Source organism: Rhodococcus sp. MT28 (assembly GCF_058792695.1).
On the sequence record NZ_JBXAFD010000001.1, the window covers coordinates 97,327 to 123,276 of the forward strand.

Here is a 25,950-nt window from a genome sequence, read left to right on the forward strand (position 1 = left end):
TAGATCACGGTTGAATAACGGAAACGCAACAAATCAGGTAGCCTCGACTCCGTCAGTTGAACGGAAAACCTCCTCGCGGAGGTTCAGGAGGCATAAACAGTGGGTCGGCACAGCAAGAAGACAGATTCGCACATCCGTCGAAATTCGGTCATCGCGCTCACCGGACTCATCCCTATCGGACTCGTCACCGCAGCCAACACGGCCGGCGCCGCTCCCAAGGTCCCGTTCTTCAACACCAGCTCCGCCGAAACGGTGGACACCGCCGCACAAGCCACGCAGGAACCGCAGGCGCAGATTCTGCCCGCCGTCGAAGCAATCGCCGAGCCGGCTCCCGCCCCCGCGCCGGAACCCGCGCCGCTGGCTCCCGTGCAGGCAACTCCCCCGCTCCCCGCCTCGATGGCCGAGGGCGCACTCGGAATCCCGAGCGTGAGCGTCGCCGCCTACCAGAACGCCGAGCGAATCCTCGCTGTCGAGAAGCCCAACTGCAACATGCACTGGACGCTCCTCGCCGGTATCGGCCGCGTCGAATCCGGCCACGCCAACGACGGCAAGGACGCCGACGCGAACGGCAACCTCTACAAGCCCGTGATCGGCCTGCCACTCAACGGCAGCCTCCCCGGCCAGGCCGTCATCATGGACACCGACGGCGGCGCCCTCGACGGCGACACCGTCTACGACCGCGCAGTCGGCCCGATGCAGTTCATCCCGTCCACGTGGAACCAATACGCCGGTGACGGCAACGGTGACGGAATCGCCGACCCGCAGAACCTTTTCGACTCCGCACTGACCACCGGCAAGTACCTGTGCGACGGCGGACTCAACATGCAGGACGTCACGCAGGTTGCCTCCGCGATCCACCGCTACAACAACTCGGCCGCCTACGTCGCCAACGTTCTGGCCTGGTCGCTCGGGTACTCCACCGGCATCGTGCCCGCCGCATCGGACCTGCCGCGCATCCACTGACCTACCTGGACTTACCATGGAGTCATGTCTGTACTGACCGAGTCCGACGTTCGCTCCGCGCTCGCGCGAGTTCTGGACCCAGAGATCCGCAAACCCATCACCGAACTGGGGATGGTCAAGGGGATCTCCCTCTCCAGTGACAACAGCGTCGACATCGGCATCTATCTCACGACCGCCGGCTGCCCGATGCGCACCGAGATCACCGAACGCGTCACCAAGGCCGTCGCCGATGTCGCCGGGGTCGGCGCGATTCGCGTCGAACTCGACGTCATGGACGACGCTCAGCGGACCGAGCTCCGCAAGTCGCTTCGCGGCGATTCCGCCGAACCCGTCATCCCGTTCGCCCAGCCGGGTTCACTCACCCGCGTCTACGCCGTGGCCTCCGGCAAGGGGGGCGTCGGAAAGTCCAGTGTGACAGTCAATCTCGCGGCAGCAATGGCCGCGCGCGGACTGTCTGTCGGCGTACTCGACGCGGATATCTACGGTCACTCGATCCCCCGCATGCTCGGCACCGACGCCAAGCCCACTCAGGTCGAGCGCATGATCATGCCGCCGGTTGCACACGACGTGAAGATGATCTCCATCGCGCAGTTCACCCAGGGCAACACTCCTGTCGTCTGGCGCGGACCGATGCTTCACCGCGCACTCCAGCAGTTCCTCGCCGACGTGTTCTGGGGCGATCTGGACGTGCTGCTGCTCGATCTGCCGCCCGGCACCGGTGACATCGCCATCTCGGTGGCTCAGCTCATCCCGAGCGCCGAGATCCTGGTCGTCACCACACCGCAGCAGGCCGCTGCCGAGGTCGCCGAGCGAGCGGGCGCCATCGCCCTGCAGACCCGCCAGCGCGTCGCCGGCGTCGTCGAGAACATGTCGTGGCTCGAACTTCCCGACGGCACCCGTATGGACGTCTTCGGCGAAGGCGGCGGGCAGACCGTCTCCGATCGCCTCACGAAGGCCGTCGGCGCCAAGGTTCCGCTTCTCGGACAGATCCCGCTGGATCCGTCCGTCCGCGAGGCAGGCGACGCCGGGACGCCGATCGTCCTCAGCGCTCCCGATTCACCCGCAGCCATCGCACTCAAGGACATCGCCGACAAGTTGGCCGTCCGTCAGCGCGGGCTGGCCGGAATGTCGCTCGGTATCAACACGGTTCGCAACCTGTAGAACCCCCTCATACGGAAGGGCGCCTGTCACCGATCGGTGACAGGCGCCCTTGCGTATGTCGAATCTAGGTTGCGTCGAAGTCCACAGGAGGACGTTCGCCGGCGGTGAGTGGCTTGTCCTTCGACATCGTCTTCGGCTCCTGCACTCCGCTCTGCGGCTTCTTGTCGAAGTTGCCCGTGAAGATGGAGTCGTCGCCGTCGAGGAGGTGCTGGGTGATCACAGCGCGCGGCGTCATTCCGCGCAGCTTGTTCAGATCTGCGAGCGGTTTACGCAGATCCTCGAAATCGGTGCCCAGTTCTTCCTTGAGCTGATTGGAAGCGCCCGAAGCATATTCGCGCACCTGCCTCAGGGATTTCGTGACCCAGGAGACCGCACCAGGAAGCCGCTCAGGTCCCAAGATGACCAGAGCCGCTACGAGGAGGATCATGAACTCGCCCCAACCGATGTTGCCAAACACAGGGTCAGCCTACTGTGTGCTCGCTCGGTGCGCGCATGTCCGGATCAACCTCACAGGAAGATCGCAGGGGCCGATCAGTCCGACACCGGCGTGACCGAAATGTCGACCTGCCGTCCGTCGCGGATCAACTGAACGTTGACGGGTTGGTCGACGGTCGTCGCGTTGACCGCAACCACCAATTCGTCGGCGCTTGTCACCGGTCGGTCACCGACCTTGACGATGACGTCCCCCTCGACGATCCCCGCACGTTGAGCGGGGCTGCCGTCGCGGACATTGGCCACTGCCGCACCACTGGTCGCGTCGTTGACCGCGGTGCGGGCATTCACGCCGATGTCGGGGTGATGAACCTTGCCGTCGCGGATGATGGTCTGCGCCACCTCGGTCACCGTGTCGATCGGAATCGCGAAGCCGAGCCCGACCGAACCGCCGGACTCACTGAGCATTGCGGTGTTGATGCCGATGACGCGGGCTTCGTCGTCGACGAGCGCACCACCGGAGTTGCCGTGGTTGATCGCCGCGTCGGTCTGGACGGCGTCGATGACGGCGTTGGTGTCGGTGCCTTCACCCGACAACCGCAGAGGCCGGTTCAGTGCACTGACGATTCCGCGGGTGACGGTCTTGCTCAATCCGAGCGGTGAGCCGACGGCGACGACGTCGTCGCCCACCTGAACATCCTCGGATTTTCCGAGCTGAGCGACCGTCAGATTGTTCGCCGACACCTTGAGCACTGCGAGGTCTGTCTTGACGTCACGTCCGACGATCTGGGCGTCGGTCTTGGTTCCGTCGGAGAAGATCACCTGGATCTTCGCGTCCTGAGCGGGCGGAACGGCCGAGGAGATCACGTGGTTGTTGGTGACGATGTATCCGGCGCCGTCGATGACCACACCGGAACCCGTGCTGCCCTGGTCGCCGACGGCGACCTGAATCGACACCACTGATGGCAGTACCGCGTCGGCGACCTTCGCCACCTGAGACTCCGGCTGTTCCCCACCGCCGGATTGAACGAGCGTGACACGTGAGCTGGTGAGTGAACTGCGATCGGCAGTGATGACAGTGGCAAGCAACCCACCGACGAGAGCGATGACAAGCGCCATGCCCGCAAGCGCGGCCAGTGCCGAGGGGGCGACCTTGCGACCGAACAACAGCTCACGCACGTCGAGTTTCTGGGCGGGAGGCAACTGCACCGGCGCCTCGGACTCTGCGGGCTTGCCCAGCGAGACGGCGGATTCAGGATCACGCCACGGATCACGCGGCGGTTCTTCGTCGGGCGTGTTGTTCGCCGTCGCATCGGGATCGCGACCGATCGACTCGGTGGCGTCTGCGGGTCGTCCGAACGCTTCGGCCAGAACCGGGTCCGGAGTCCCGATCACGACATCGGAGGACGGAGTCGATCGCGCGGCCACCGGAGTGAACGAGCCCTCGACTCCACTCGGCCGACCGAACACCTGGCGCGAGGCCGGATCGATCTGGGGTCGATAGACCGGACGGGGGTCGAGAACCGGCGCATCTGCCGGTCTGTCCACCGAACCGTTTGCCGAAGAATCCGAACTCACTCCGGAGTGCCCCCTTTTTCCGTCAGTCACATGGTCCAGTATCACTGATCCGCGCCGGGAAGCTGGCGCGCGGCGTCATTTGCGCCAGCGACGGGACAACCTCTTGCTGATGGTGGAGAAGCCGGCGGGTTGATTACCGACGGAACTGTCGGCGTTTTCCGAATTCGGCCCGGTAGTCGGACTGTTGCACGAAGGAATCTGGCTGAGAAGTCCCACCAGGGACAACGGCATCGTCATCTCGCCGCTTCGACGCAGCGCACCACGTGCCTGCTGCTGAGCATCGACGGCCGCAGCGCACTCGGCACAGATCGAGATGTGATGCGAGGCCCGCAAGTAGGCCTGCATTCGGAGTTCTCCGTCGACGTAGGCAGCGATTGCCTCGCTGGCCAGATGTTCGGTCGAACCGAACTGGCGATGTGCCCGCGCCTCCGTCATTCGTCCCTCCAGGTGATTGACCACGTCCCGCTCTGTAGCTCGAACCCGACCGTCAGAAACCGACGAGTTCGGATTCGGCTGCGCGCTGCGCTGCCAGATGATCACGAATCGCCTGTCGCCCACGATGGATACGGCTACGAACCGTTCCGAGCTTCACTCCCAGTGTGGCACCGATTTCCTCGTACGACAGACCTTCGATGTCACAGAGCACGACAGCGGCACGAAATTCAGGTGCGAGCGAGTCCAGTGCGGCTTGCAGACCTGCGTCGAGGCGCGCGTCGTGGTAGATCTGCTCGGGGTCGGGACCGGGCGAGGGAACGCGGTCGTAGTCCTCGGGCAGCGCTTCCATACGGATGCGATTGCGTCGGCGAACCATGTCGAGGAACAGGTTTGTGGTGATGCGGTGCAACCAGCCCTCGAAAGTTCCGGGCTGATAATCGGAGAGCGAGCGGAACACCCGGATGAAGGTGTCCTGCGTCAAGTCCTCGGCATCCTGGGCATCGCCTGACAACCGGTAGGCCAGGCGGTACACCCGGTCACCGTGCTGACGCACGAGTTCGTCCCAAGACGGCATGGAGGACTTCTCACCAGTTGCATCGAACACAGCAGTGCCGATCAATTCGGAATCCACAGCCGATTCCGTCGTCAAAACTTCCGACTCTCGAGGGCGAGGCTCGTCGTTGACCTGGTAAATAAGTTGATCCTCCTGCTCGGGATCGCGTAGTTCGATCACCGCGTTGTCCGAATCACGTGATGCGCGATATTCGGGAGAACCAGCCGATGCTGTGATTTGTTCCCGATCACCGAGCTGCGAAAGATCAACTTGGTAGAAATCGATACCGCCGTGCGATCTTCGATCCGGCGATGTATACACCTTTTCTCATCGCGGTGTGCACGCCATATGAGGAGCCTGAGGGATTCCTGAGAATCCTGGTGACTGCGCGCCTTGCAGCGACAATCCGAACCGCCCGATAACCTCATGAGCGTGACCCACGCCGAACAGATACTCCGCCACGTCGAGGACGTAGTTTCCGAGGACGAGATTTTGACCGCGGCGCGAGATCGAGCGCTGGATCTCGGAGCCCATCCGGTGACGCCCGCCGTCGGTGCGACGCTCGCGATGTTCGCGAGGATGCTCGACGCGAAGACGGCCGTCGAGGTGGGTACCGGAGCCGGCGTGAGCAGCCTGTGGCTTCTGCACGGAATGCGCGACGACGGCGTCCTGACCACGATCGACAGCGAACCCGAACATCAGCGGGCCGCCAAGCTGACCTTCCGCGAAAGCGGAATCGCTCCGGCACGCACTCGCCTGATCAACGGACGGGCTCTCGACGTGCTTCCCCGGCTCGCCGACGGCGGCTACGACCTGGTATTCGTCGACTGCGCCGCGATCGACCACCCGCACTACGTCCGCGAAGGTGTCCGCCTGCTGCGCTCCGGCGGTGTCATCGTTCTGCACAACGCCCTGGCCGACGGCCGCGTTGCCGACAGCTCCGCACGCGACGCGACAACGGTTGCGGTCCGAGAAGCGGCAAAGGCCGTGACCGAGGACGAGCGACTCATTCGAGTCCTCCTCCCCCTCGGTGACGGCCTCCTCTGCGCGAGCAAGCTCTAGATCCAGACGCCCTTACCGATGGCGACGACGCCACCCTGACTGACGGCAAATCGTTCGCGGTCACGTTCGAGATCGACGCCGATGATTTCGCCGTCACCGACGACGACGTTCTTGTCGAGGATCGCTCGCCGTACGACGGCACCCTTGCCGATGCGCACACCCGGCATCAGCACGCTGCCCTCGACGGTCGCACCGTCCTCGATCATCACGTTGGAACTGAGTACCGAATTGCGCACGGTCGCCGCGGACAGGATCGACCCAGCACCGACCACCGATTCCTGCGCGAGTCCGCCCTTCACGAACTTTGCGGGCGCGAGATTCTCGGTGGCGCCGCGGATGGGCCAGCGACGGTTGTAGAGATTGAAGATCGGGTGCACCGACACCAGGTCCATGTGAGCGTCGTAGAAGGCGTCGAGGGTACCGACGTCACGCCAGTAGCCGCGGTCTCGATCGGTGGCACCGGGAACGACGTTGTCCTTGAAGTCGTAGACCGACGCCTCACCCGCGGCGACCAAGGCGGGAATGATGTCTCCGCCCATGTCGTGATCGGAATCGGAATTCTCTGAATCAGCGCGGATGGCGTCCACGAGCACCTTGGTGGTGAACACATAGTTACCCATGGACGCGAACGTCGAATTGGGGTCGTCCGGTGTCCCGGGAGGATGGGCGGGCTTTTCCAGGAACTGGGTGATGCGTCCGGACTCGTCACTGTCGATGCAGCCGAAAGCAAAAGCCTCACTTCGCGGTACACGAATACCCGCGACCGTCACGCCTGCCCCGGATTCGATGTGGTGCTGAACCATCTGTTCCGGATCCATCCGGTACACGTGGTCGGCACCGAAAACCACGATGTACTCGGGGTCCTCGTCGTAAACGAGATTGAGCGACTGCAGGATTGCGTCGGCACTGCCGGTGTACCAGCGCGGCCCGAGCCGCTGCTGGGCCGGGACCGGGGTGATGTACTCACCCGCGAACCCGGACAATCGCCACGTCTGCGAAATGTGGCGGTCGAGTGAATGTGACTTGTATTGCGTCAACACACAAATACGCAGATATCCCGCGTTGACAAGGTTGCTCAACACGAAGTCGATAAGTCGATATGCACCTCCGAAGGGCACTGCGGGCTTCGCTCTGTCCGCGGTCAGCGGATACAAGCGTTTGCCCTCGCCCCCGGCGAGCACGATTCCAAGCACATGCGGCTGGCTTCTCACACCGCTAACCTATCCGCACTGGTGAACTCCCGCTAGCGAAGCAGTCCGAGAGGTCCGATCGTGTCCCCCTCCGAACGGCCGGGGATAACGTGATCGGTAGCCGGATCGACCACGGGCGGTTAGGTTTAGCGCGTGCGAGTCGCGATGATGACCAAGGAATACCCGCCGGAGATCTACGGCGGCGCAGGAGTACACGTAACCGAGCTCGTCGCTCAGATGAAACGGCTGTGCGAGGTCGACGTGCACTGCATGGGCGCCCCGCGCGAAGGCGCGATCGTCCACTCTCCCGACCCCGCTCTCGCCGGATCCAACCCGGCCCTGACGACGCTCTCCACCGAACTGCGCATGGCGGACGCCGCGGCCGGTGTCGACATCGTCCACTCCCACACCTGGTACACCGGACTGGCCGGGCATCTCGCGTCGGCTCTCTACGACGTGCCGCACATCCTCACCGCGCACTCACTCGAGCCCAGACGCCCGTGGAAGGCCGAACAGCTAGGCGGCGGCTATCGGATCTCGTCGTGGTCCGAACGCAACGCCGTCGAGCACGCAGACGCGATCATCGCCGTCAGTTCCGGTATGCGACTCGACGTCCTCGACGCGTATCCCGCTGTCGATCCGAGTCGCGTTCACGTAGTGCGCAACGGAATCGACACCGAGGTATGGCATCCCGGGGGATCTGCGCCGGGAGCACAGTCCGCACTCGCGTCGATCGGCGTCGACCCGGCGAAACCCATCGTGGCCTTTGTCGGACGCATCACGAGGCAGAAGGGCGTCGGGCACCTCGTCGCGGCAGCCCACCACTTCGACCCGGAGATTCAGCTCGTGCTGTGCGCCGGCGCTCCCGATACGCCGGAGATCGCCGCCGAGACGGAGAAGGCGGTGGCCGAACTCGCCCGGCACCGGGGCAATGTCTACTGGGTGCGCGAGATGCTTCCGACCGAGCAGATCAGGGAAATACTCTCGGCAGCAACGGTATTCGTCTGCCCTTCGGTGTACGAACCCCTCGGGATCGTCAATCTCGAAGCCATGGCGTGTGAGACCGCCGTGGTCGCTTCCGACGTCGGCGGCATCCCCGAGGTGGTCGCCGACGGCGTCACCGGTCGACTCGTGCACTACAACGCCTACGAGCCGAACGCATTCGAGGAATCGCTCGCGGCCACCGTCAATGCCGTTGTCGCCGACCGAGAAGGCGCCGACGCGATGGGTCGTGCGGGCAGGATCCGTGCGATCGACGAGTTCTCCTGGGCCGAAATCGCCAAGCAGACGCTCGAGGTCTACGCGGACGCCGTCACGAGACGCTGATCCGCGTCAGATCTTGCGATAGGTCGAGACCGTCGCCGACGCGGTGACGGTGCTCGGCTGCGGCAGCTTCGCCACGGCGGCAGCCAGATCGGCGGGCGTCAGGTGTCTCGCCGACGGTCCCATCCCCACCAAGTCGAGGACGTCCTGGTGTGAGAGTGACATCGTGAACTCGACCTCGTCGCTACTCACACGCTCGAAGTATCCGGCCATCGACGATTCGAGACGTTCCACTTTGCGGTCGTCGACCCGGACCATCGCGAGAATGTCGATCAGCTCGCGCAGATGCCTGTCGGTGGGCGTCAGGACCACCAGAACTCCGTCTTCGGCGAGAACTCGATGGGACTGCGGACCGTTACGAGGAGCGAACACACAGAGCACGTGAGAGAGCGCTCCGTCGCGAATGGGTAGTGGTTGCCAGACGTCTGCGACGATCGAACCGATTCTTTCGTGGACCTTCGCGGCACGCCGGGCCGCGAACTTGGACACGTCCAACGCTATCGCCCGAGAATCAGGCAGCGAATCCACGACGTGTGCGAGGTATTGTCCTGTGCCTGCGCCGATTTCGACGATCCGCGCGGGGTCCGACCCCGCCGTCGTCGCGCAGGCCCGGGTGACGGCATCCATCAGCGGGCCGAAGTGGCCGGCGCCGAGCAATCGTGCACGCGCGGCAATCATCTCGGCACTGTCGCCGGTGAACTTCGTGGCACCGCCACTGATCAGGCTCACGTAACCCTGGCGAGCGATATCGAATCGATGTCCGCGGTCGCACTCGGCGGCGCCGTCCACCAATTCCAGATCAGCAGCACACTGCGGGCAGGACAGAAGATCGATCACGGCGGCAAGCATTGATCCGTCCTTTCGGCTACCGGCGGTGCGCACACACACTTCAGGCCCCGTACCGAAACGGATACGGAGCCTGCGTGCAATCACGTGCTGTTGTTCGTACTGCTACAACCTGGACCCGACTAGCTGGTGACGTTCGTGAGTTCCACACCGAGCGCTGCAGCTTCATCCGGGGTCAGCTCGACGACGAGGCGTCCGCCACCCTCGAGTGGAACCCGCATGACGATTCCTCGTCCCTCTTTGGTTGCTTCGAGGGGACCGTCCCCGGTCCGGGGCTTCATGGCCGCCATCCTCTGCTCCCTCCAGATCTGCGCTGCATTGCTCTGCGCCTCGACTAACGGTGCGCCCCGCCAACAATCAGCGAGGCTCGTACCCTCCATTGTTCCCTATGGATGCGGGAACCGGGAATCTGAGTCACATTTAGGGGTGTTCAGTCGACCGTCACACCTGCGCCGGAACCCAGCAATCGGCCACGTGATCATCGACCATTCCGGTGGCCTGCATGAGCGCATAAGCCGTGGTAGGACCCACAAACTTGAACCCGCGCCGCTTGAGTTCCTTAGCCATGGCAGTCGACTCGGGAGTGACCGCGGGAACCTCTGCAATTGATGTCAGTCTTCTGGTGCGTCGAGGCGGCGAGAACGACCAGAGTAACGAATCGAGGTCCAGATCGGGCGAATTCACGAGCACTCGGGCGTTGGAAATCGTCGCCTCGATCTTCGCGCGATTGCGGACGATCGCGGCATCGGAGAGCAATCTCTCGACATCCGCAACTCCGTACGCTGCGACCTTGTCCGGATCGAACCCGTCGAAGGCTTCGCGGAACGCCTCGCGTTTGCGCAGAATCGTGATCCACGAAAGTCCCGATTGGAATGCTTCGAGGGCGAGTCGTTCGAACAGTTCGTCGCGCCCGTGCAGAGGACGCCCCCACTCCTCGTCGTGATAGTCGCGGTAGAGCGTGTCGCCGGGCGTCTCGACCACCCAGCCGCACCGAACGAGTCCGTCGGCCATCAGCCCTGGGAATCCTTCGATTCGGATACGGTCTCAGGCTCCTCCTGCGATGCTTCGGCCTTGGCCGGAGCATCCGCTTTCACCAGGACCTCACACCGCTCGTCACGGCCCAGTTGTGCACGCAGAGAATCGATTTCCAACCCGAGGCGATGCAGGGCCCAATCCACTTCACTCGCCTTGTAGCCACGCAGCACCTGCTGAAAACGCAGCGCGTCGACATCCGCCCCGGTGACGTCCTCTGCCGGGAGTACGGTCGCCGTCGTGCCAGGAGGCAGCGGCGGCAGCTCTTCCGAGCGCCCGAACACAGCGCTGGCGGCGAGGAAGATCATCGCGCCGACCAGAGCCATGACAATCAGGTACAGGAGGATCGTCATCATGGACCGATACTCCCATACCCGAGTGTGAGCGGTCAGACCCCCGCGGTGCGCACTATCGAATTCATCGGGGGTCGATCGAGTAGCGAAACCTCGGTGGTCTCGGGCACGAAAGAATCGCCGTCGACCAGGAATTGGGTCAACCCGGCACCCGAATCCTCGATCCCGCACCGCCGGAGCATCGTTCCGATGATCTGCCGGCTCATCACACCGAGGTCGGCGAGCGGCCGGTTGCGATGCTTGCGCACACCGAGATTGACCTGACCGATCGCCGCCAGCCCCAACGTGTCGTACGTGTCGAGCAGCAAACCGATCTCGACGCCGTAGCCGGGCGCAAACGGGACAGCGGACAGCAGCTCACGGGTGCCCGCGTATTCACCGCCAAGCGGTTGCAGTACCGACGTGAGTTCCGGCCGCAGCGCGGCCAACATGGGCCGCGCAACCAATTCCGTGACTCGCCCGCCGCCGTTGGCATCCTCCGTGCCGCTCACGCGCAGCGGACGGCGGTAGTAGCCCTTCACCAGATGGATGCCGTCAACCGTGAGCAGTGGCCCCAGCAGTTTGGGCACGAACGCCGGATCGGGATTGATGAGATCGGAGTCGACGAATGCGATCAGATCGCCGGTCGTTGCGGCGACCGAACGCCAGAGCACCTCACCTTTGCCCGCAGTCGGCGGGATGGACGGGACCGCGCTCTCACGACTGATCACCGTTGCTCCAGCAGCGCGAGCACGCTCGGCGGTTCTGTCGGTCGAACCGGAATCGAGAACGATCAACTCGTCGACCAGGCCACCGAGCAACGGATGAATGGTGTCGACCACCGCGGCAACGGTGTCCTCTTCGTTGAGTGCGGGCAACACCACCGAGACGGTTCGGCCACCCTTCGCCCGTTCGAGCTCGGCGACCGTCCAACTCGGATGGTCCCAACTGTTGGCGTCTGCCCATACGCGGGTCGGGCCCGCACCGGTGATGCTCATGCCAGACCTCGAACCGTACGTACCGGGGCACGGCGTCCCTGGATCGCGGCCACCATGTCGACGACTCGACGGGTGGACGCCACCTCGTGAACACGGAACACCCGGGCGCCGCCCGCCGCGGCCATTGCTGTCGCTGCCAATGTTCCCTCCAACCTCTCGGAAAGCTCCACACCAAGAGTCTCCCCGATGAAGTCCTTATTACTCAGCGCCATCAGCACTGGCCACCCGGTGTTTACAAGAACGTCCACTTTCCGCAACAACTCGAGCCCGTGGAAGGTGTTCTTACCGAAATCGTGGGTGGGATCGATCAGGATCGCGTCACGCGGAACCCCGAGTGCCAGGGCGCGCTCTGCCGCCGACACGACCTCGGTGACCACATCTGCGACGACGTCGTCGTAGCGGACACGATGCGGGCGGGTGCGCGGAACCGCGCCACCCGTGTGCGAGCAGACGATCCCGGCACCAGTCTCGGCAGCAACCAGGACGAGGTCGGGATCCGCACCCGCCCACGTGTCGTTGATCAGGTCGGCGCCTTCGACGCGTGCCAACCGCGCGACGCCGCTCCGCCAGGTGTCGACGCTGATGATCAGCTCGGGGTACTTGGCTCTGATCGCGGCGACGAACGGAACGACTCGCCTGACCTCTTCGTCGGCGTCGACGAGGTCACCGGGCCCAGCTTTCACTCCCCCGATGTCCACCAGATCGGCGCCCTCGTCGACGGCCCTGTCGACGGCAGCCATCGCTGCCGAATCCGAGAACGTCGCGCCTTGGTCGTAGAAGGAATCGGGAGTGCGGTTGACGATGGCCATCACCAGTGCACGGTCGACCGCGACCGGACGCCCACACAGGGTGGGCGCCGGACCTGGCTGCGCGGTAGAACCGGGGAGTGAAGACATGCCACTCATACTGGCATGACGGAACTCGGTCTAGCCCTTGGGTACCGAGCCCGCCGCGACCTTTCCGACGTATTCGTCGTACGAGTCCACGTAACCACCCTCGCGGCCTTCGAGAACGTGCAGAGTGTCGGCGCCGACGTCGTAACCCTCGTTGCGCAATTCCACCTTGCGCGACTTGAAAGTGCTGGTGTGTTCGAGTGAGTCGACGATGCGGATGAACAGCGGGACCGCGTAGTTGGGGAGCTTGCCGTAGAGGTGTGCCGCGACTTCACTTCCCTCCAAGCTTTGACCGTCCCGCAGCTTGACTGCCGCCATGCCCGCGCGACCGTCGGTGCCCGGAATCTCGACGCCGTAGACAACTGCTTCCTCGACGGCCGGGTGCGAACTCAGCGCGCCCTCGACCTCCGTGGTGGCGACGTTCTCTCCCTTCCAACGGAAGGTGTCGCCGAGACGGTCGACGAAGGCGACGTGGCCCCATCCCTGCTTGCGCACCAGGTCTCCGGTGTCGAACCAGGTGTCGTCGTCCTTGAATCCGCCGCGTACCAGTTTGCTGTTGCTCGCCGCTTCGTCGGTGTAACCGTCGAAAGGCGCCCGGTCGGTGACCTTCGACAGCAGGAGTCCGACCTGACCCGTGGAAACCTTGCGGAGTCGACCGTCGGCTCCACGCAACGCTTTTCCGGTGTCCTCGTCGAACTCCACGACGGCGTGCGGCAACGGGCAGATGCCGGCCGTCTTGTCGACGTTGAGTGCGTTGACGAACGCAATGTTGCATTCGCTCGCACCGTAGAACTCGGCGACGCGGGGTATGCCGAACCGCTGGGTGAATTCGGCCCAGATCTCAGGGCGCAGACCGTTACCCACCATCAGCCGAACAGCATTGTCGCTGTCGGTCGGCTTGACCGGCTGGTTGAGCAGATAGCGGCACAGTTCGCCGATGTAGGTGAACGCGGTCGCCTTGTTGAGTGCGATGTCGTCCCAGAACCGCGAGGCCGAGAACTGACGTCCGATCGCGATTGTCGCACCGGACGCGAGCACCGAGGACAGCGAGACCGTCAACGCGTTGTTGTGGTAGAGCGGCAGGCAGCAGTACAGGGTGTCCGAGCCGCGCAAGCGCACGCCCATCAACCCGAGCCCCGACATCGACTTCAACCAACGGAAGTGAGTCATCAAGCTGGCCTTGGGCATTCCGGTGGTGCCCGAGGTGAAGATGTAGAACGCCTTCTCCTTTGCCAGCACCTCGGCGGTGACCGCGGGGTTGGACGGATCAGCCGTCTTCGCCAGATCCGCGAGTTCGCTGACGAGAAGTTGGTTCGGTCCGCTAAATCCGGCGGGCAACGATTCGAGGGCTTCTTCGCACTCGTCGGCGACCACCAGGACGCGCGCATCGAGAAGCGTAAGGCTGTGTGCCAGAACGTCGTCGCGCTGGTTGTAGTTCAGCATGCCCGCTGCCGCGCCGAGTTTTACCGCGGCCAAGGCGATCAGCAGCGCTTCGGGAGTGTTCTTTGCCAGCACTCCGACGACGTCTCCGCGGTCGACTCCTCGACCACGGAGAACGTCCGCGTAGCGGTTCACCAGTTCGTTGGCTTCCGCGTAACTGGTCGCGTGGCCCTCGAACCGGATGAACGGGCGCGACGGGTGCGCGTGCGCGGCCTTCTGGAAGATCAACCCGATCGATTCCTTGGCCGAAGGCTTACGGGTGAGCCCGGCGGCCCCCCGCGCCAGGATCGGCACCTCGGTGATCATCGACGGCAGTTTTGCCGCCAGATCGAGCAGGCCGACGGTCGAACGGGCTTCCGAACTCATGGCTCCCCTAACACGTATCCGGCGCCCATTCGGCCGCCCAGTCTGCGGCCACCTTACTGCACGGTAATAAAGCCCGCCATGCCCCAGGTCAGGGTTTCACGCACGCGTCTGATCAGGATTTGACGCACGCGTCGAGCGCGGCCTCGACGTCCGTCCTCACCAGCAGAGTGTCCAGCGCCTGACGCCCGACGAAGCCGGTCCCGTCGAGCTTGTTCAACCACTCGAGCAGGCCGGTGAAGTGGCCGACGGGATCGAGCATCACGACAGGTTTCTCGTGCATTCCCAGGTAGCCGGCTGTCCACGTCTCGAACAACTCTTCCAGCGTCCCGATTCCGCCGGGCAGCGTGATGAACGCGTCGGCGTGGTCTTCCATCAGCTTCTTGCGTTCGCGCATGGTGTCCGTGACGATCAGCTCGTCGGCATCGACGTCGGCAACTTCCTTGTGCACCAAGGCCTTCGGGATGACGCCGACGGTCCAGGCACCCGCCGCGCGAGCGGACTCGGCGACAGCGCCCATCATCGACACGTTGCCGCCACCCGAGACCAACTGCCATCCGCGTCGACCGATCGCGGTTCCCACCTCGGCAGCCAACGCCAGGAACGATTCGTCCACCGGACCCGACGCGCAGTAGACGCAGATCGAGTACTTCTTGTCGGAATCGGTCACCATTCTTCTTCTTTCCCCAGATCTGCGGCCTCGTCGACGCCCTTGTCGGCGTTGAGGACGATTCGTACTGCTTCTTCCACACTGTCGGTGACGTGCAGCAAGTTCACGTCACCTTCGGAAATCTTGCCGTCACGCTCGAGGGTGCCGCGGATCCAATCGACGAGTCCGGACCAGTACTCGGTACCGAACAGGACGATCGGGAAGCGCGTGACCTTGTGGGTCTGCACCAGGGTGAGTGCCTCGAACAGCTCGTCGAGTGTTCCGAAGCCACCCGGCAGGCAGATGAATGCCTGGGAGTACTTCACGAACATCGTCTTGCGTGCGAAGAAGTACCGGAAGTTGATTCCGAGATCCACCCACTCGTTGAGTCCCTGCTCGAACGGCAACTCGATGCCGAGGCCGATCGAGTACCCGCCGGCCTCACTGCAACCGCGGTTGGCAGCTTCCATCACTCCTGGCCCACCACCGGTGATGACGGCGTACCCGGCCTCGGCCAACGCCGTTCCCAGCTCGCGCCCGGATTGGTACTCGGGATGATCGACCGTGGTGCGGGCCGAACCGAACACCGTCACCGCACGCGGGACCTCGGCGAGTGCGCCGAAACCTTCGATGAATTCGCTCTGGATACGCAGCACACGCCACGGATCGGTGTGTACCCAATCCGTGGGTCCGCGCTTGTCGAGCAAGCGCTGATCCGTCGTGGTCTTCTCGTCCTTGCGCTTGCGTCGAAGCTGAACCGGCCCGCGGTGCTTGATCGACGAGCTCTGCTTCTTCGAAGCCGAATTCTTCTCTGGTGCCATGCGGCAAGGCTAACGGTCAGGCCGACAGATACTTCCTCAGCACGGCCGCGACGTCGGTGATCTGCTGCACCGGAACGTGCTCGTCGCGCTTGTGCGCGAGGTTCGGATCACCCGGTCCGTAGTTCACGGCAGGAATGCCGAGCGCCGAGAACCTGGACACGTCGGTCCACCCGTACTTCGCACGGAACTGACCACCGGCCGCCTCGATCAGGGCGGCAGCGGACGGGTTCGCCAAGCCAGGCAGCGCGCCGGGCGAGGAGTCGGTGACCTCGAATCCGAGGCCCAGACCGTCGAACACTTCGCGCACGTGCGCCTCGGCTTGTACCTCGCTGCGATCGGGCGCGAATCGGAAGTTGACGTCCATCTCGGCTTCGTCCGGGACGACGTTTCCGGCGACACCGCCGGAGATCCGCACCGCCGACAAGCCCTCGCGGTAGCCGCAACCGTCGATGTCGACCGAGCGCGGCTGGTACGCCGACAACCGCTCCAACGCTCCGCCGAACTTGTGAATGGCATTGTCCCCCAGCCAGGACCTGGCCGAATGGGCGCGAGTTCCCGAAGCCGTCAACCGCACCCGCATCGTGCCCTGACACCCGGCCTCGATGAAACCGGCCGTCGGCTCACCGAGAATTGCGACGTCCGCCGCGAGCCATTGCGGGATCTCGCGTTCGATCCGTCCCAGGCCGTTGTACGTTGCGGCGATCTCTTCGCAGTCGTAGAAGACGAGGGTCAGATCGTGGGCCAGGTTCTCGATGGTGGCCGCAAGGTGCAGGAAGACCGCGTCGCCCGACTTCATGTCCACGGTCCCGCAGCCGTGCAGGATGTCGCCGTCACGCCGCGAAGGAACGTTGTCCGCGATCGGCACCGTATCCAGATGTCCGGCGAGCATGACCCGACTGGGCAAACCACGTGACGTACGCGCCAACACGGCATTGCCGTTGCGGATGATCTCGAAGCCCGAAGTCTGCTCACGCAGCGCATCCTCGACAGCCTGCGCGATGACGGATTCGTCGTGCGAGACGCTGGGGATGTCGACCAGGGCGGCCGTCAAGTCGATGGGGTCCGAAGCAAGATCGAGGATGCTCACACGCACCAGCCTAGGCCGGTGCACCCACCACCCAGTAATCTCTAGTCCCGTGAGCGCACAGGGAGCAACAGCAGTAGGTATCGCCAACGTGACCGCGGACGGAACCGTCCTCGACACCTGGTTCCCGGCACCGGAGCTGGGAACATTCGACAAGACCGGTACCGAGAACGTCGAGGGAACAGATATTCCTTCCGATCTTGCACTGCTGGCAGGCACTGATGACGCTCGCGAGGTATCGCAGGTCGTCGTGCGCACCACCATCGCCGATCTCTCCAAGGCGCCGGTCGACGCACATGACGTCTACCTGCGCCTCCATCTCCTCTCGCACCGTCTCGTCGCACCCCACGGTATCAACCTCGACGGCCAGTTCGGCCTGCTCAGCAACGTCGTGTGGACCAACTTCGGCCCGTGCGCCGTCGAAGGTTTCGAGCAGGTTCGCTCGCGTCTGCGCATCCGCGGCGTCGTGACCGTGTTCAGCGTCGACAAGTTCCCCCGCATGGTCGACTACGTCGTGCCGTCCGGAGTTCGCATCGGTGACGCGGACCGTGTCCGACTCGGTGCACACCTCGCCAGCGGAACGACCGTCATGCACGAGGGCTTCGTCAACTTCAACGCCGGCACCCTCGGCAACTCGATGGTCGAAGGCCGCATCTCCGCGGGCGTCGTCGTCGACGACGGATCCGATGTGGGCGGCGGCGCCTCGATCATGGGCACCCTCTCCGGTGGAGGCAAGGAAACGATCTCCCTCGGCAAGCGCTGCCTCCTCGGTGCAAACGCCGGCCTCGGCATTTCGCTCGGCGACGACTGCGTCCTCGAAGCGGGCCTCTACGTCACCGCCGGCACCAAGGTCACCGGCCCGGACGGAACCGTCGTCAAGGCCAAGGAACTGAGCGGCAAGTCGAACCTTCTCTTCCGTCGTAACTCGGTCTCGGGTGCCGTCGAGGTCGTGCCGTGGAAGGGCACCGGCGTCGAGCTGAACGCTGCTTTGCACGCTAACGACTGATGAGTAGCACCGACGTCTCCGACGGAACAACCACTGCTCTCGGCCACGGTCTCAAGGTCCGCCATCTGACGATGATGGGCTTGGGCTCGGCCATCGGCGCCGGCCTGTTCCTCGGAACCGGCGTCGGTATCGCCAAGGCCGGGCCGGCCGTCCTGATCTCCTACATCCTTGCGGGCGCCGTCGTGGTGTTCGTGATGCGCATGCTCGGCGAGATGGGCGCCGCGATCCCGGCCAGCGGTTCCTTCTCTCACTACGCGCGCCTGGGGATCGGCGAGTGGGCCGGCTTCGTGATGGGCTGGCTCTACTGGTTCATGCTGATCATGGTGCTGGGCGCCGAGATCACCGGAGCCTCGGCGATCGTGAACGACTGGGTGCCGTCGATCCCGCAATGGGTTGTCGCCCTGGTCTTCGTGGTGTTCTTCGCCGTGGTGAACCTGGCCAAGGTCAGCAACTTCGGCGAGTTCGAGTTCTGGTTCGCCGCAATCAAGGTCACCGTCATCATCGCCTTCCTCGTCATCGGCGTCCTGCTGGTGTTCGGCATCCTCCCCGATACCGATCCGGTCGGTACGAGCAATCTGTTCGGGCAGGGCGGCTTCATGCCCAATGGATTGTCCGGCATAGCCGCAGGACTTCTCGTCGTGGCATTCGCCTTCGGTGGGATCGAGATCGTCACCATCGCCGCAGCCGAATCCGAGAATCCGGAACGCTCCATCGCCGTCGCTGTCCGGAGCGTCGTGTGGCGCATCAGCGTCTTCTACATCGGCGCCATCTCGATCATGGTTCTGGTGCTGCCCTGGAACGACCCCGAACTCGAGAGCGGCCCGTTTGTGGCCGTCCTGAACAAGGCGAACATTCCAGGCGTTGCCGGGTTCATGGAACTCGTCGTAGTGGTGGCGTTGCTTTCCGCCTTCAACGCCAACATCTACGGCACCTCTCGCATGGCGTTCTCACTTTCGCGCCGCGGCGACGGACCCGCCTTCATGGCGAAACTGTCGAGCACCGGAGTTCCGACCAATGCCGTTCTGCTGTCGGTGTTCTTCGGCTTCGTCAGCGTCCTGCTCAACTGGCTGCTCCCCGACGACCTGCTCGGCATCCTGCTCAACGCAGTCGGCGCTGCGCTGCTGGTCATCTGGATCTTCATCGTCGTCTCGCATCTGCGACTGCGAAAACAACTCGAAGCGTCGGGCAAGCTGACGGTTCGGATGTGGCTGTTCCCGTATCTGAGCTACGCGACACTCGCGATGCTCGGTGTGTTCGTCGTCCTCATGCTCTTCGACGCCGATGCCCGAGCACAGTTGATCTCGACCACCGTGTTGTTCCTCGTGATCGCGGCATTGGGTTTCCTGAACGCCCGTTGGCGTAAGCAGAATCAGCCCGTCTGATCCGTGTGCCTATGCATCCCGCCTGTTCACGACGACGATGCTGAGACCGAATACGACGAGTACGAAGAGGGCGAAGTAGATCAGGCTGCCCCAGGGTCCCCAGTGGAAATCGACGACACCGCTGGAACCGAGAAAGTTGTTGGCGTTCATGAACGGCAGGAACGGCATGATCTTCTCGCCGATACTTCCGAACAGGTTGAAAAGATTCTCGATCAGCAAGGGCCACAACAGCAATAATGCGATCGCACCTGCAGACTGCCGGAGCAACGCGCCCACTCCGACTGCTAGAACTACGCAGAAGAACGCGTAGATCGGTGTTCCGTAGACGACCCGCCAGTTCTCGTCGCCGGACAGAGTCAAGAATCTTCCGGCGTCACCTGCCGTGGCCTTCGTGAGGGCGAAGGCGCCGAACGACAACACGAGAGTCAGCACCGCTCCGAACCCACCGATGAGGCCCGCTTTGGCGACGAGCACCGAGGCGCGGTTCGGAACCGCCTGGAAGGTGGTGCGGATGGTCCCGAAACGATATTCGCTGGTGATCGCGAGAGCCGCCATGATCATCAGAACCAACACACCGAAGCCGGTCACTCCACTGAGTGCCCCCGAAACTGTCGGCATCATTGCACCGTTGGGGTTGCTGAGCGACGACTTGGCGCTCAGTCCGAAAACGGTAGCGAGTCCCAACCCGAGCACGATGATGATGATCGTGCACCACAGCGGCGACTTGGTCGTGGTGATCTTGATACGTTCAGCACTGAGAACAGCCATTACAGTGCACCTCCCATAGCCTGCTGTGTATTTGCGTGGTGGGCTCCGGCACCCGGATCGATACCGGATGCGTGGTACTGGACATCGTCCCCGGTCAACTTCATGAACGCATCCTCGAGCGATCCCTGCACAGAAGCCAACTCGTACAACACGATTCCCTGCGAACCAGCCAAACCACCGATCACATCGGTGGTCGAATCCACCACCACCAATGCCGGGGCAACACCGGAACCGTCTTCACGCACCGTCAACCCCTGCGAGAGCAACACACTGCGCAACGCATCGAGCTGAGGACTACGCACCCGCACCGTCGACTCCGACGAACGATCCACGAACTCCGCGACCGTCGAATCCGAAATCAACCGACCCCGACCGATCACCACCAACTGCTCCGCCGTGAGCGCCATCTCCGACAGGAGGTGACTCGACACCAACACCGTGCGGCCCTCGGCCGCCAACCGCTGCATGAACTTACGAATCCAGACGATGCCCTCCGGATCGAGACCGTTGACCGGCTCGTCGAACAACAACACCTTCGGATCCCCCAACAACGCACCCGCCAACCCCAGACGCTGCGACATACCCAACGAGAACCCGCCGGCCTTCTTGCCCGCCACCTCGGACAACCCGACCAACCCGAGCACCTCGTCGACGCGGGACTTCGGGATCCCGTTCGAAGCAGCCATCCACTGCAGATGTGCACGCGCACTGCGATTGGGGTGCACCCACTTCGCATCCAACAACGCACCCACCGTCCGCAACGGCGTCTTGAGCTCCCGGTACGGCTTGCCCTCGATCAACGCCGCACCCGACGTCGGCTGATCCAGACCCAGGATCATCCGCATCGTCGTCGACTTACCAGCACCGTTCGGGCCCAGAAAGCCCGTCACGATGCCCGGCTTGACCGTGAACGACAAATCGTCCACCGCTTTCGTCGGTCCGTAAACCTTGGTCAATCCCCTCAGCTCGATCATGAGGACCAGTCAACCATGAAAACCGAACTGTCGGAACTTTCAGACGCCAACGGAGAAAGGCGTTGCGTCCGTTCGCTGTCGAGGCTAGTATCGAATGTATGTTCGACACTACCGGGGGGTAAAAGTGACGACGCAAGTATCTGAACAGGCCATATCCAAACAGGCGATATCCGAAGAGACCATCGGACAATTCCGAGCATCACTCGTCAGCATGGATCGATCCATCGACAACGCAGCACGCGTGGATCTTCTGCGCGCTTTGGAAGAGTTGAAGGCCAGTTGCGCTGGTGCCCAGGCATTGCTGGCTGCCGATCTCGACGCGTTCACCCGCAACGACCGCGGCGAACGGGGAGTGCCGCGCGCATACCAAGGCCGTGGAATCAACGCGCAGATTGCCCTCGCACGGCGAGAGTCGGCTTGGTTCGGAACTCAGCATCTGAACCTGGCCCGCGCACTGAACGACGAGATGCCTCACACACTTCGACTACTCGTCGACGGCTCCATCAGTGAGCATCAAGCGACGATCCTCATGCGCGAGACTTCATGTCTCACCGCCCAGGATCGCGCTACATTGGATCGCGAGTTCTGCTGCGACGCTGCAATCTTGGACGGATGCGGCAACCATCAACTGACACAAAGAATCCGCGCACGCACTGCCGAAATAGACTCCGATAGTATTGCCAGACGAGCACGCAAAGCCGTGGGAGACAGACGAGTGACGTCACGGCCTGCGCCCGACACGATGTGCTGGCTCAATGTGTTCCTTCCCGTGGCCGAAGGTATCGCCGTGCACGCCACGCTCAGGCGCGACGCAGATTCCGTACTTGCCGGCGGGGACAAGCGCACCCGAGCGCAAATCATGGCTGATCTCCTGGTCGAGCGAGTTACCGGAATCGGCCGCGCCACACCGACACCCGTCACCGTGAATCTGGTTGTCTCCGACCAGTCATTGTTGGGCGAAAATTCCGACCCGGCGTACGTCCACGGGTACGGACCTGTACCAGCCGCTATTGCACGCGAATGGATCACCAAGGCCAGCGAAGACTCCGAAACGGTGGCAACGCTCCGAAAGCTCTACGCACGCCCCGATACGGGCGCGCTGACCGCAATGGAATCCACGGCGAGAACCTTCCCGAAGGGGTTGGCGCGATTGATCGAACTCCGTGATCGAAGCTGCCGTACTCCGTGGTGCGACGCGCCGGTTCGCCACCGCGACCACATTCGCGATCACTCGAGGGGTGGCCTCACCAGCGCAGCCAACGGTGCCGGGTTGTGCGCGGCATGCAATTACGCGAAACAGGGCTCGGACTGGACTGCCGAACCTGTACCAGGTAACCGGCACACCTTCACCACAACGACACCTACCGGGCACCGGTATTCGTCTGAGGCTCCGCCACTTCCGGCACCCTGGACCAGTCCGGATGCGGCCTAAGTTCCTCGGTGAGCCAATGCGTTCACGAACACCTCGGAAATCTCCGAGGGGTCACGAGCGATGTACGTCGAACCGCCCGTCACGCGGGAGATATCGGCGAGCGCCGCCGCATCTGCGTCATCGGTGATGCCGATGGTGACGATGATGACCGGACGCGCCGGATCCTGCTCGCGTGCAAGTACATCGAGCAACTGTTCACGGCTGATGCTGTCAGGATCTTCGTTTGCGCCGTCGGTCAAGATGATGACGCTGTTGACTGCTCGCGGATCGTACGATTCCTGAACCTTACGGAATGCGGCCAGCGTCGTGTCGTACAAACCTGTGGCGCCACGTTTGAGTTCGGTGAGCCGGTTCGCCTGATCTGCCATCAACTTTCGTTGAGTCACACCGTCGACGATCGTGTCGTAGCGCCTGATCGGCACCAATTCCTGGAAGTCCTGGGTTCCGTTCATACCTTGGGAAAACGCCCAGAGACCGGCAGCGACGCTGTCTGGGAAGACCTGATTGCCGGCCAGAGCAGCAGCAGTGGTCAACTGCATGCGCGTCTTGCCGCCTGCCGCCGGGTAGTCCATCGACGCAGACACGTCGATCGCAACGAGTGTCCGGATCGGCTTGGCCATCAAAGCCCAAGCGCCCAGTGTCTGATCGGCCACCGACTGTTCGGACACGGTCAGTGCCGTGACGTCACCGACTCCACCTTCGACGGCTCCACCGCCGGAAGTACGGAACCCGCTGCGCGTCAGCACTTCCTGAGCAGATTCACTGTGCAACAGCTCGGCGATGGCGTCACTCTTCTTGGCTGCGGCGTAGTGCCGGTCCGGTGCCGAAGCACTGACCACCAGGGGGTAATCCATGATCATGGTTCCCGTCGCCGGTACTGTCGCGGAAATCTTCGACTCGGCCTTCGTGAACTCGACGACCTGTTGCTCGGTCGAAACACCGACCTTTCCGGAGCTGACCAATTCGGTGAGCATCTTCTGTCCTACCGGCTGATCTTCGGTACGAACACTCTCCGCTTGCGCATGGGGTACGAGTGCCGCTCGAACGGATTCGGAGGTGGCCCCGGTCTCCGCGAGAGCTCCGAGAATGGGCGCCGACGCAACCCCTGTGAACAACGGATTGCCCAACGCCAGGTCGGGAACCTGAAGCGCCGTGAGCCAACTGGCAAACTGTTCGCCACCGCCGGAGGCGAGAACGACAGGCGAGGTGGCGATCGAACCTCCCGCGGCAGCAACCGGCCCCTTGGCCGTCAATGCAGCTTTGCCGACCCACGCTGTCGAATCCGGTATCCACATGTCCGGAGCGTCCACGCCCTTACCCAAAGTTCCCGCAACGTCCCCGGGCAGCGCAGAGGTGACCGTGATCCGTGAACAGCCTGTCTGCTCCGGCGACGATTCTGCGAGGATCTCGGTGACTGCCGGCGCGATCGCAGGATCCGCTGCCAGCGAGTACTCGTCGACGCTCTCGCAGGAATCGGACTGTGTTGCCTTGAAGACCACCACCCCGGTGGCGACTACCGCGACGGCAACCAACCCACCCACTGCGTAGAACCCGATCGACCGCCCGCTGTCAGGACTCGAATGCCGTCCGCCCGCCATGAAATCTGCCCTTCCGAGGCCACTCGCACTCAGGCATACCGACGGTATGCGCGCGACTGGAACTGTCCCTACCGGGCGGTAGTGTAGCCAAGAACACAGAAATTCCAACTAGCGCTGAATCGTCGGAGAACCGGCGAGCCCACATTTCGGGACAGGCCGGCCGAATTCACGAACCTTCAAGCGTCGCAGCGACTTTTCAGCAAACTGACCTGCCTAGAGCAGCTCACGCTTCTGAACCTTGCCCATCGCGTTACGTGGCAGAGTCTCGGCAAATCGAACCTCACGGGGACGCTTATGCGCCGACAACTCCGCCCCCACCAACTCGACCAATTCGGCTTCGGTGACCTCGGGAGTCCCGGGCTTACGGACTACGACGGCGATGATCCGTTGCCCCAGATCGGCGTCGGGGACACCGATCACCGCAACTTCGGACACCGAAGGGTGCCCGAGGATGGCGGTCTCGATCTCGCCGGCGCCGACTCTGAATCCACCGGATTTGATCAAGTCGATGGATTCGCGGCCGACGATTCGGTGGAACCCACCCTCGTCGATGACGGCGACGTCACCGGTCTTGAAGTAGCCGTCCTCCGTCCAGGACTCGGCGGTTGCGTCCGGACGGTTCAAGTAGCCGTCGAAAAGCATCGGCCCACGTACCTGTAGGCCGCCGATACTCTCGCCGTCGTGCGGCACATCGTTGCCCTTCTCGTCACGAAGACGAGTCTCGACTCCGCGCAGCGGCACGCCGACCCACCCCGGGCGTCGCTCGCCGTCGAAACGCGTGCTCAGGGTCAGCATCGTCTCACTCATGCCGTAACGCTCGATGGGCGTCAATCCTGTTCGCTCCCGCAGCTTTTCGAAGACAGGCACGGGAAGCGGCGCACTACCGGAGACCAGAAGTCGGGCACCGGACAACGCGCGGGCAGCTTCTTCGTCTTCGGCGATACGCGACCAGACGGTGGGGACACCGAAGTAGAGGGAGCCTTTGGCCCTTGCGTAGTTTTCCGGCGTCGGCTTGACGGTGTGGATCACCCGGCTGCCGATCCGGAGGGGGCCGAGGATTCCGAGAATCAGTCCGTGCACGTGGAAGAGCGGAAGCCCGTGTACGAGGGTGTCTCGCCACGTCCAGTCCCAGGCCTCGGCGAGCGCGTCGAGCCCGGCTGCGATAGCCGAGCGACTGAGCAGAACGCCCTTCGGTGGGCCGGTAGTTCCGGACGTGTACAGGACGAATGCTGTGGACTGCGGTGCCGGTTCGGGATAGCTGTGCCACGAGCGAGCGTGCAATCGGACGGGAACCACGGGCAGACCTTCGCAGTGGTCGTCCGTTTCGCCGAGCCACGCCTGGGCACCGGAGTCACGCAGAATGTGCTCTCGCTCAGCCTTCCCCGAGTCCGGCGGGACCGGCACAACGGTGACGCCGGCAATCAACGCCCCGACGACGGCGAGAATCGTTTTTGCTGTGGGAGTTGCCAATACGGCAACCCGATCGGCCTGCGCCACTCGCTCCGCGACCGAGGTCGCGGCACCGAGAATGGCACTCCGCGAGAGAACCGTGTCACCGATCGTCACGGCGTCGTCGAGGTCGTCACCGCGGGCAACAGCAAGGGGGTTCAAGGATCTCAGCAGCACCACGACAGC

Annotated in this window: 26 protein-coding genes; 7 read left to right on the forward strand and 19 right to left on the reverse strand. The window is 63.4% G+C overall.

The genetic code is table 11. From position 1 onward, the window contains the following. The first annotated feature begins 99 nt into the window (after positions 1-99). Both AC1Q6C_RS00410 and AC1Q6C_RS00415 read left to right on the forward strand, forming a co-directional pair. Positions 100-963, forward strand: coding sequence for a lytic transglycosylase domain-containing protein (locus tag AC1Q6C_RS00410; protein WP_003945171.1), 864 nt, complete (start codon positions 100-102; stop codon positions 961-963). A gap of 24 nt (positions 964-987) precedes the next feature. Then, positions 988-2,124 carry an Mrp/NBP35 family ATP-binding protein gene (locus AC1Q6C_RS00415; RefSeq protein ID WP_003945178.1) on the forward strand — a complete coding sequence of 379 codons (1,137 nt, stop codon included), beginning with the start codon at positions 988-990 and terminating at the stop codon, positions 2,122-2,124. Positions 2,125-2,188: 64 nt separating this feature from the next. Here AC1Q6C_RS00415 and tatB read toward each other — a convergent pair whose 3' ends face one another. The 4 genes from tatB to sigE all read right to left on the reverse strand — a co-directional run bounded on the left by tatB (position 2,189) and on the right by sigE (position 5,218). After that, the gene (gene tatB / locus AC1Q6C_RS00420) at positions 2,189-2,581 is read right to left on the reverse strand and encodes a Sec-independent protein translocase protein TatB (RefSeq protein ID WP_482627710.1); all 393 of its coding nucleotides are present in this window, start codon (positions 2,579-2,581) and stop codon (positions 2,189-2,191) included. A 74-nt stretch (positions 2,582-2,655) separates the two neighbouring features. Then, positions 2,656-4,179 (reverse strand): trypsin-like peptidase domain-containing protein, encoded by a 1,524-nt coding sequence (locus tag AC1Q6C_RS00425; protein WP_370852746.1) that lies wholly within the window; start codon positions 4,177-4,179, stop codon positions 2,656-2,658. Positions 4,180-4,209: 30 nt separating this feature from the next. Next, the gene (locus tag AC1Q6C_RS00430; RefSeq protein WP_003945180.1) at positions 4,210-4,569 is read right to left on the reverse strand and encodes a hypothetical protein; all 360 of its coding nucleotides are present in this window, start codon (positions 4,567-4,569) and stop codon (positions 4,210-4,212) included. Positions 4,570-4,621: 52 nt separating this feature from the next. Further along, positions 4,622-5,218, reverse strand: coding sequence for an RNA polymerase sigma factor SigE (gene sigE, locus AC1Q6C_RS00435; RefSeq protein ID WP_029255812.1), 597 nt, complete (start codon positions 5,216-5,218; stop codon positions 4,622-4,624). A 330-nt stretch (positions 5,219-5,548) separates the two neighbouring features. On the opposite strand from sigE, the gene AC1Q6C_RS00440 reads away from it, so the two are divergent. Beyond that, positions 5,549-6,184, forward strand: a complete 636-nt coding sequence (locus AC1Q6C_RS00440; RefSeq protein ID WP_007736091.1) for an O-methyltransferase — start codon at positions 5,549-5,551, stop codon at positions 6,182-6,184. Here AC1Q6C_RS00440 and glgC read toward each other — a convergent pair. Beyond that, positions 6,181-7,395: a glucose-1-phosphate adenylyltransferase gene (gene glgC / locus AC1Q6C_RS00445; protein ID WP_003945185.1), complete on the reverse strand. Its 1,215-nt coding sequence runs from the start codon at positions 7,393-7,395 to the stop codon at positions 6,181-6,183. The two genes, AC1Q6C_RS00440 and glgC, sit on opposite strands and share 4 nt — an antisense overlap. Positions 7,396-7,527: 132 nt before the next feature. On the opposite strand from glgC, the gene glgA reads away from it, so the two are divergent. Then, positions 7,528-8,700, forward strand: a complete 1,173-nt coding sequence (glgA, locus tag AC1Q6C_RS00450; RefSeq protein WP_003945186.1) for a glycogen synthase — start codon at positions 7,528-7,530, stop codon at positions 8,698-8,700. Positions 8,701-8,706: 6 nt separating this feature from the next. On the opposite strand, the gene AC1Q6C_RS00455 is transcribed toward glgA, so the two are convergent. The 10 genes from AC1Q6C_RS00455 to dapE all read right to left on the reverse strand — a co-directional run bounded on the left by AC1Q6C_RS00455 (position 8,707) and on the right by dapE (position 17,158). Then, positions 8,707-9,546: a putative RNA methyltransferase gene (locus AC1Q6C_RS00455; protein ID WP_007736089.1), complete on the reverse strand. Its 840-nt coding sequence runs from the start codon at positions 9,544-9,546 to the stop codon at positions 8,707-8,709. A gap of 119 nt (positions 9,547-9,665) precedes the next feature. Further along, positions 9,666-9,833 (reverse strand): DUF3117 domain-containing protein, encoded by a 168-nt coding sequence (locus tag AC1Q6C_RS00460; RefSeq protein ID WP_003945169.1) that lies wholly within the window; start codon positions 9,831-9,833, stop codon positions 9,666-9,668. 151 nt (positions 9,834-9,984) lie between these two features. Continuing rightward, on the reverse strand, positions 9,985-10,554 hold the full coding sequence (locus AC1Q6C_RS00465) for a DNA-3-methyladenine glycosylase I (protein WP_003945189.1): 570 nt from the start codon (positions 10,552-10,554) through the stop codon (positions 9,985-9,987). Continuing rightward, positions 10,554-10,931, reverse strand: coding sequence for a DivIVA domain-containing protein (locus AC1Q6C_RS00470; protein WP_372024474.1), 378 nt, complete (start codon positions 10,929-10,931; stop codon positions 10,554-10,556). The genes AC1Q6C_RS00465 and AC1Q6C_RS00470 overlap by 1 nt, the downstream gene beginning before the upstream one ends. Before the next feature lie 32 nt (positions 10,932-10,963). Beyond that, positions 10,964-11,905: a glucosyl-3-phosphoglycerate synthase gene (locus AC1Q6C_RS00475; RefSeq protein WP_003945188.1), complete on the reverse strand. Its 942-nt coding sequence runs from the start codon at positions 11,903-11,905 to the stop codon at positions 10,964-10,966. Then, on the reverse strand, positions 11,902-12,801 hold the full coding sequence (gene folP, locus AC1Q6C_RS00480; RefSeq protein WP_050656816.1) for a dihydropteroate synthase: 900 nt from the start codon (positions 12,799-12,801) through the stop codon (positions 11,902-11,904). The genes AC1Q6C_RS00475 and folP overlap by 4 nt, the downstream gene beginning before the upstream one ends. Positions 12,802-12,831: 30 nt before the next feature. Continuing rightward, the gene (locus AC1Q6C_RS00485; RefSeq protein WP_003945170.1) at positions 12,832-14,604 is read right to left on the reverse strand and encodes a long-chain-acyl-CoA synthetase; all 1,773 of its coding nucleotides are present in this window, start codon (positions 14,602-14,604) and stop codon (positions 12,832-12,834) included. Between the two features lie 112 nt (positions 14,605-14,716). After that, on the reverse strand, positions 14,717-15,274 hold the full coding sequence (locus AC1Q6C_RS00490; protein ID WP_003945191.1) for an LOG family protein: 558 nt from the start codon (positions 15,272-15,274) through the stop codon (positions 14,717-14,719). Then, the gene (locus AC1Q6C_RS00495; RefSeq protein WP_003945176.1) at positions 15,268-16,071 is read right to left on the reverse strand and encodes an LOG family protein; all 804 of its coding nucleotides are present in this window, start codon (positions 16,069-16,071) and stop codon (positions 15,268-15,270) included. Before AC1Q6C_RS00495 ends, AC1Q6C_RS00490 begins: the two co-directional genes overlap by 7 nt. 16 nt (positions 16,072-16,087) lie before the next feature. After that, a complete protein-coding gene (gene dapE / locus AC1Q6C_RS00500; protein WP_174519520.1) occupies positions 16,088-17,158 on the reverse strand; it encodes a succinyl-diaminopimelate desuccinylase in 1,071 nt (356 codons plus the stop codon). A 49-nt stretch (positions 17,159-17,207) separates the two neighbouring features. On the opposite strand from dapE, the gene dapD reads away from it, so the two are divergent. Together dapD and AC1Q6C_RS00510 are read left to right on the forward strand one after the other, a co-directional pair. After that, positions 17,208-18,161, forward strand: a complete 954-nt coding sequence (dapD, locus tag AC1Q6C_RS00505; RefSeq protein ID WP_492666312.1) for a 2,3,4,5-tetrahydropyridine-2,6-dicarboxylate N-succinyltransferase — start codon at positions 17,208-17,210, stop codon at positions 18,159-18,161. Beyond that, positions 18,161-19,543, forward strand: a complete 1,383-nt coding sequence (locus tag AC1Q6C_RS00510; RefSeq protein WP_058228135.1) for an amino acid permease — start codon at positions 18,161-18,163, stop codon at positions 19,541-19,543. The genes dapD and AC1Q6C_RS00510 overlap by 1 nt, the downstream gene beginning before the upstream one ends. A gap of 9 nt (positions 19,544-19,552) precedes the next feature. Here the strand turns inward: AC1Q6C_RS00510 and AC1Q6C_RS00515 are convergent, their stop codons facing one another. Continuing rightward, complete coding sequence (locus tag AC1Q6C_RS00515) at positions 19,553-20,311, reverse strand: ABC transporter permease (protein WP_492666313.1); 759 nt, start codon at positions 20,309-20,311, stop codon at positions 19,553-19,555. After that, entirely contained in the window at positions 20,311-21,285 is a 975-nt protein-coding gene (locus AC1Q6C_RS00520) for an ABC transporter ATP-binding protein (RefSeq protein WP_210377504.1), read from the reverse strand. The genes AC1Q6C_RS00515 and AC1Q6C_RS00520 overlap by 1 nt, the downstream gene beginning before the upstream one ends. Before the next feature lie 211 nt (positions 21,286-21,496). Here AC1Q6C_RS00520 and AC1Q6C_RS00525 point away from each other — a divergent pair, with 211 nt between their 5' ends. Beyond that, on the forward strand, positions 21,497-22,717 hold the full coding sequence (locus AC1Q6C_RS00525; RefSeq protein ID WP_007726246.1) for an HNH endonuclease: 1,221 nt from the start codon (positions 21,497-21,499) through the stop codon (positions 22,715-22,717). On the opposite strand, the gene AC1Q6C_RS00530 is transcribed toward AC1Q6C_RS00525, so the two are convergent. Together AC1Q6C_RS00530 and AC1Q6C_RS00535 are read right to left on the reverse strand one after the other, a co-directional pair. Next, positions 22,714-24,315, reverse strand: coding sequence for a substrate-binding and VWA domain-containing protein (locus AC1Q6C_RS00530; RefSeq protein ID WP_007726253.1), 1,602 nt, complete (start codon positions 24,313-24,315; stop codon positions 22,714-22,716). The genes AC1Q6C_RS00525 and AC1Q6C_RS00530 overlap by 4 nt on opposite strands. Before the next feature lie 213 nt (positions 24,316-24,528). After that, positions 24,529-25,941, reverse strand: a complete 1,413-nt coding sequence (locus tag AC1Q6C_RS00535) for an acyl-CoA synthetase (RefSeq protein WP_007726254.1) — start codon at positions 25,939-25,941, stop codon at positions 24,529-24,531. Positions 25,942-25,950: the final 9 nt, after the last annotated feature.

What these genes read in the sequence shown, in the direction of transcription:
- AC1Q6C_RS00495 (WP_003945176.1), bottom strand. Translation starts at nt 16,071, where the DNA reads ATGGCACCAGAGAAGAATTCGGCTTCGAAGAAGCAGAGCTCGTCGATC.
- AC1Q6C_RS00490 (WP_003945191.1), bottom strand. Translation starts at nt 15,274, where the DNA reads ATGGTGACCGATTCCGACAAGAAGTACTCGATCTGCGTCTACTGCGCG.
- folP (WP_050656816.1), bottom strand. Translation starts at nt 12,801, where the DNA reads ATGTCTTCACTCCCCGGTTCTACCGCGCAGCCAGGTCCGGCGCCCACC.
- AC1Q6C_RS00515 (WP_492666313.1), bottom strand. Translation starts at nt 20,311, where the DNA reads ATGGCTGTTCTCAGTGCTGAACGTATCAAGATCACCACGACCAAGTCG.
- AC1Q6C_RS00455 (WP_007736089.1), bottom strand. Translation starts at nt 9,546, where the DNA reads ATGCTTGCCGCCGTGATCGATCTTCTGTCCTGCCCGCAGTGTGCTGCT.
- AC1Q6C_RS00460 (WP_003945169.1), bottom strand. Translation starts at nt 9,833, where the DNA reads ATGGCGGCCATGAAGCCCCGGACCGGGGACGGTCCCCTCGAAGCAACC.
- AC1Q6C_RS00440 (WP_007736091.1), top strand. Translation starts at nt 5,549, where the DNA reads ATGAGCGTGACCCACGCCGAACAGATACTCCGCCACGTCGAGGACGTA.
- AC1Q6C_RS00430 (WP_003945180.1), bottom strand. Translation starts at nt 4,569, where the DNA reads ATGACGGAGGCGCGGGCACATCGCCAGTTCGGTTCGACCGAACATCTG.
- AC1Q6C_RS00485 (WP_003945170.1), bottom strand. Translation starts at nt 14,604, where the DNA reads ATGAGTTCGGAAGCCCGTTCGACCGTCGGCCTGCTCGATCTGGCGGCA.
- AC1Q6C_RS00510 (WP_058228135.1), top strand. Translation starts at nt 18,161, where the DNA reads ATGAGTAGCACCGACGTCTCCGACGGAACAACCACTGCTCTCGGCCAC.
- AC1Q6C_RS00520 (WP_210377504.1), bottom strand. Translation starts at nt 21,285, where the DNA reads ATGATCGAGCTGAGGGGATTGACCAAGGTTTACGGACCGACGAAAGCG.
- AC1Q6C_RS00530 (WP_007726253.1), bottom strand. Translation starts at nt 24,315, where the DNA reads ATGGCGGGCGGACGGCATTCGAGTCCTGACAGCGGGCGGTCGATCGGG.
- AC1Q6C_RS00470 (WP_372024474.1), bottom strand. Translation starts at nt 10,931, where the DNA reads ATGATGACGATCCTCCTGTACCTGATTGTCATGGCTCTGGTCGGCGCG.
- AC1Q6C_RS00415 (WP_003945178.1), top strand. Translation starts at nt 988, where the DNA reads ATGTCTGTACTGACCGAGTCCGACGTTCGCTCCGCGCTCGCGCGAGTT.
- AC1Q6C_RS00525 (WP_007726246.1), top strand. Translation starts at nt 21,497, where the DNA reads ATGGATCGATCCATCGACAACGCAGCACGCGTGGATCTTCTGCGCGCT.
- AC1Q6C_RS00475 (WP_003945188.1), bottom strand. Translation starts at nt 11,905, where the DNA reads ATGAGCATCACCGGTGCGGGCCCGACCCGCGTATGGGCAGACGCCAAC.
- AC1Q6C_RS00465 (WP_003945189.1), bottom strand. Translation starts at nt 10,554, where the DNA reads ATGGCCGACGGACTCGTTCGGTGCGGCTGGGTGGTCGAGACGCCCGGC.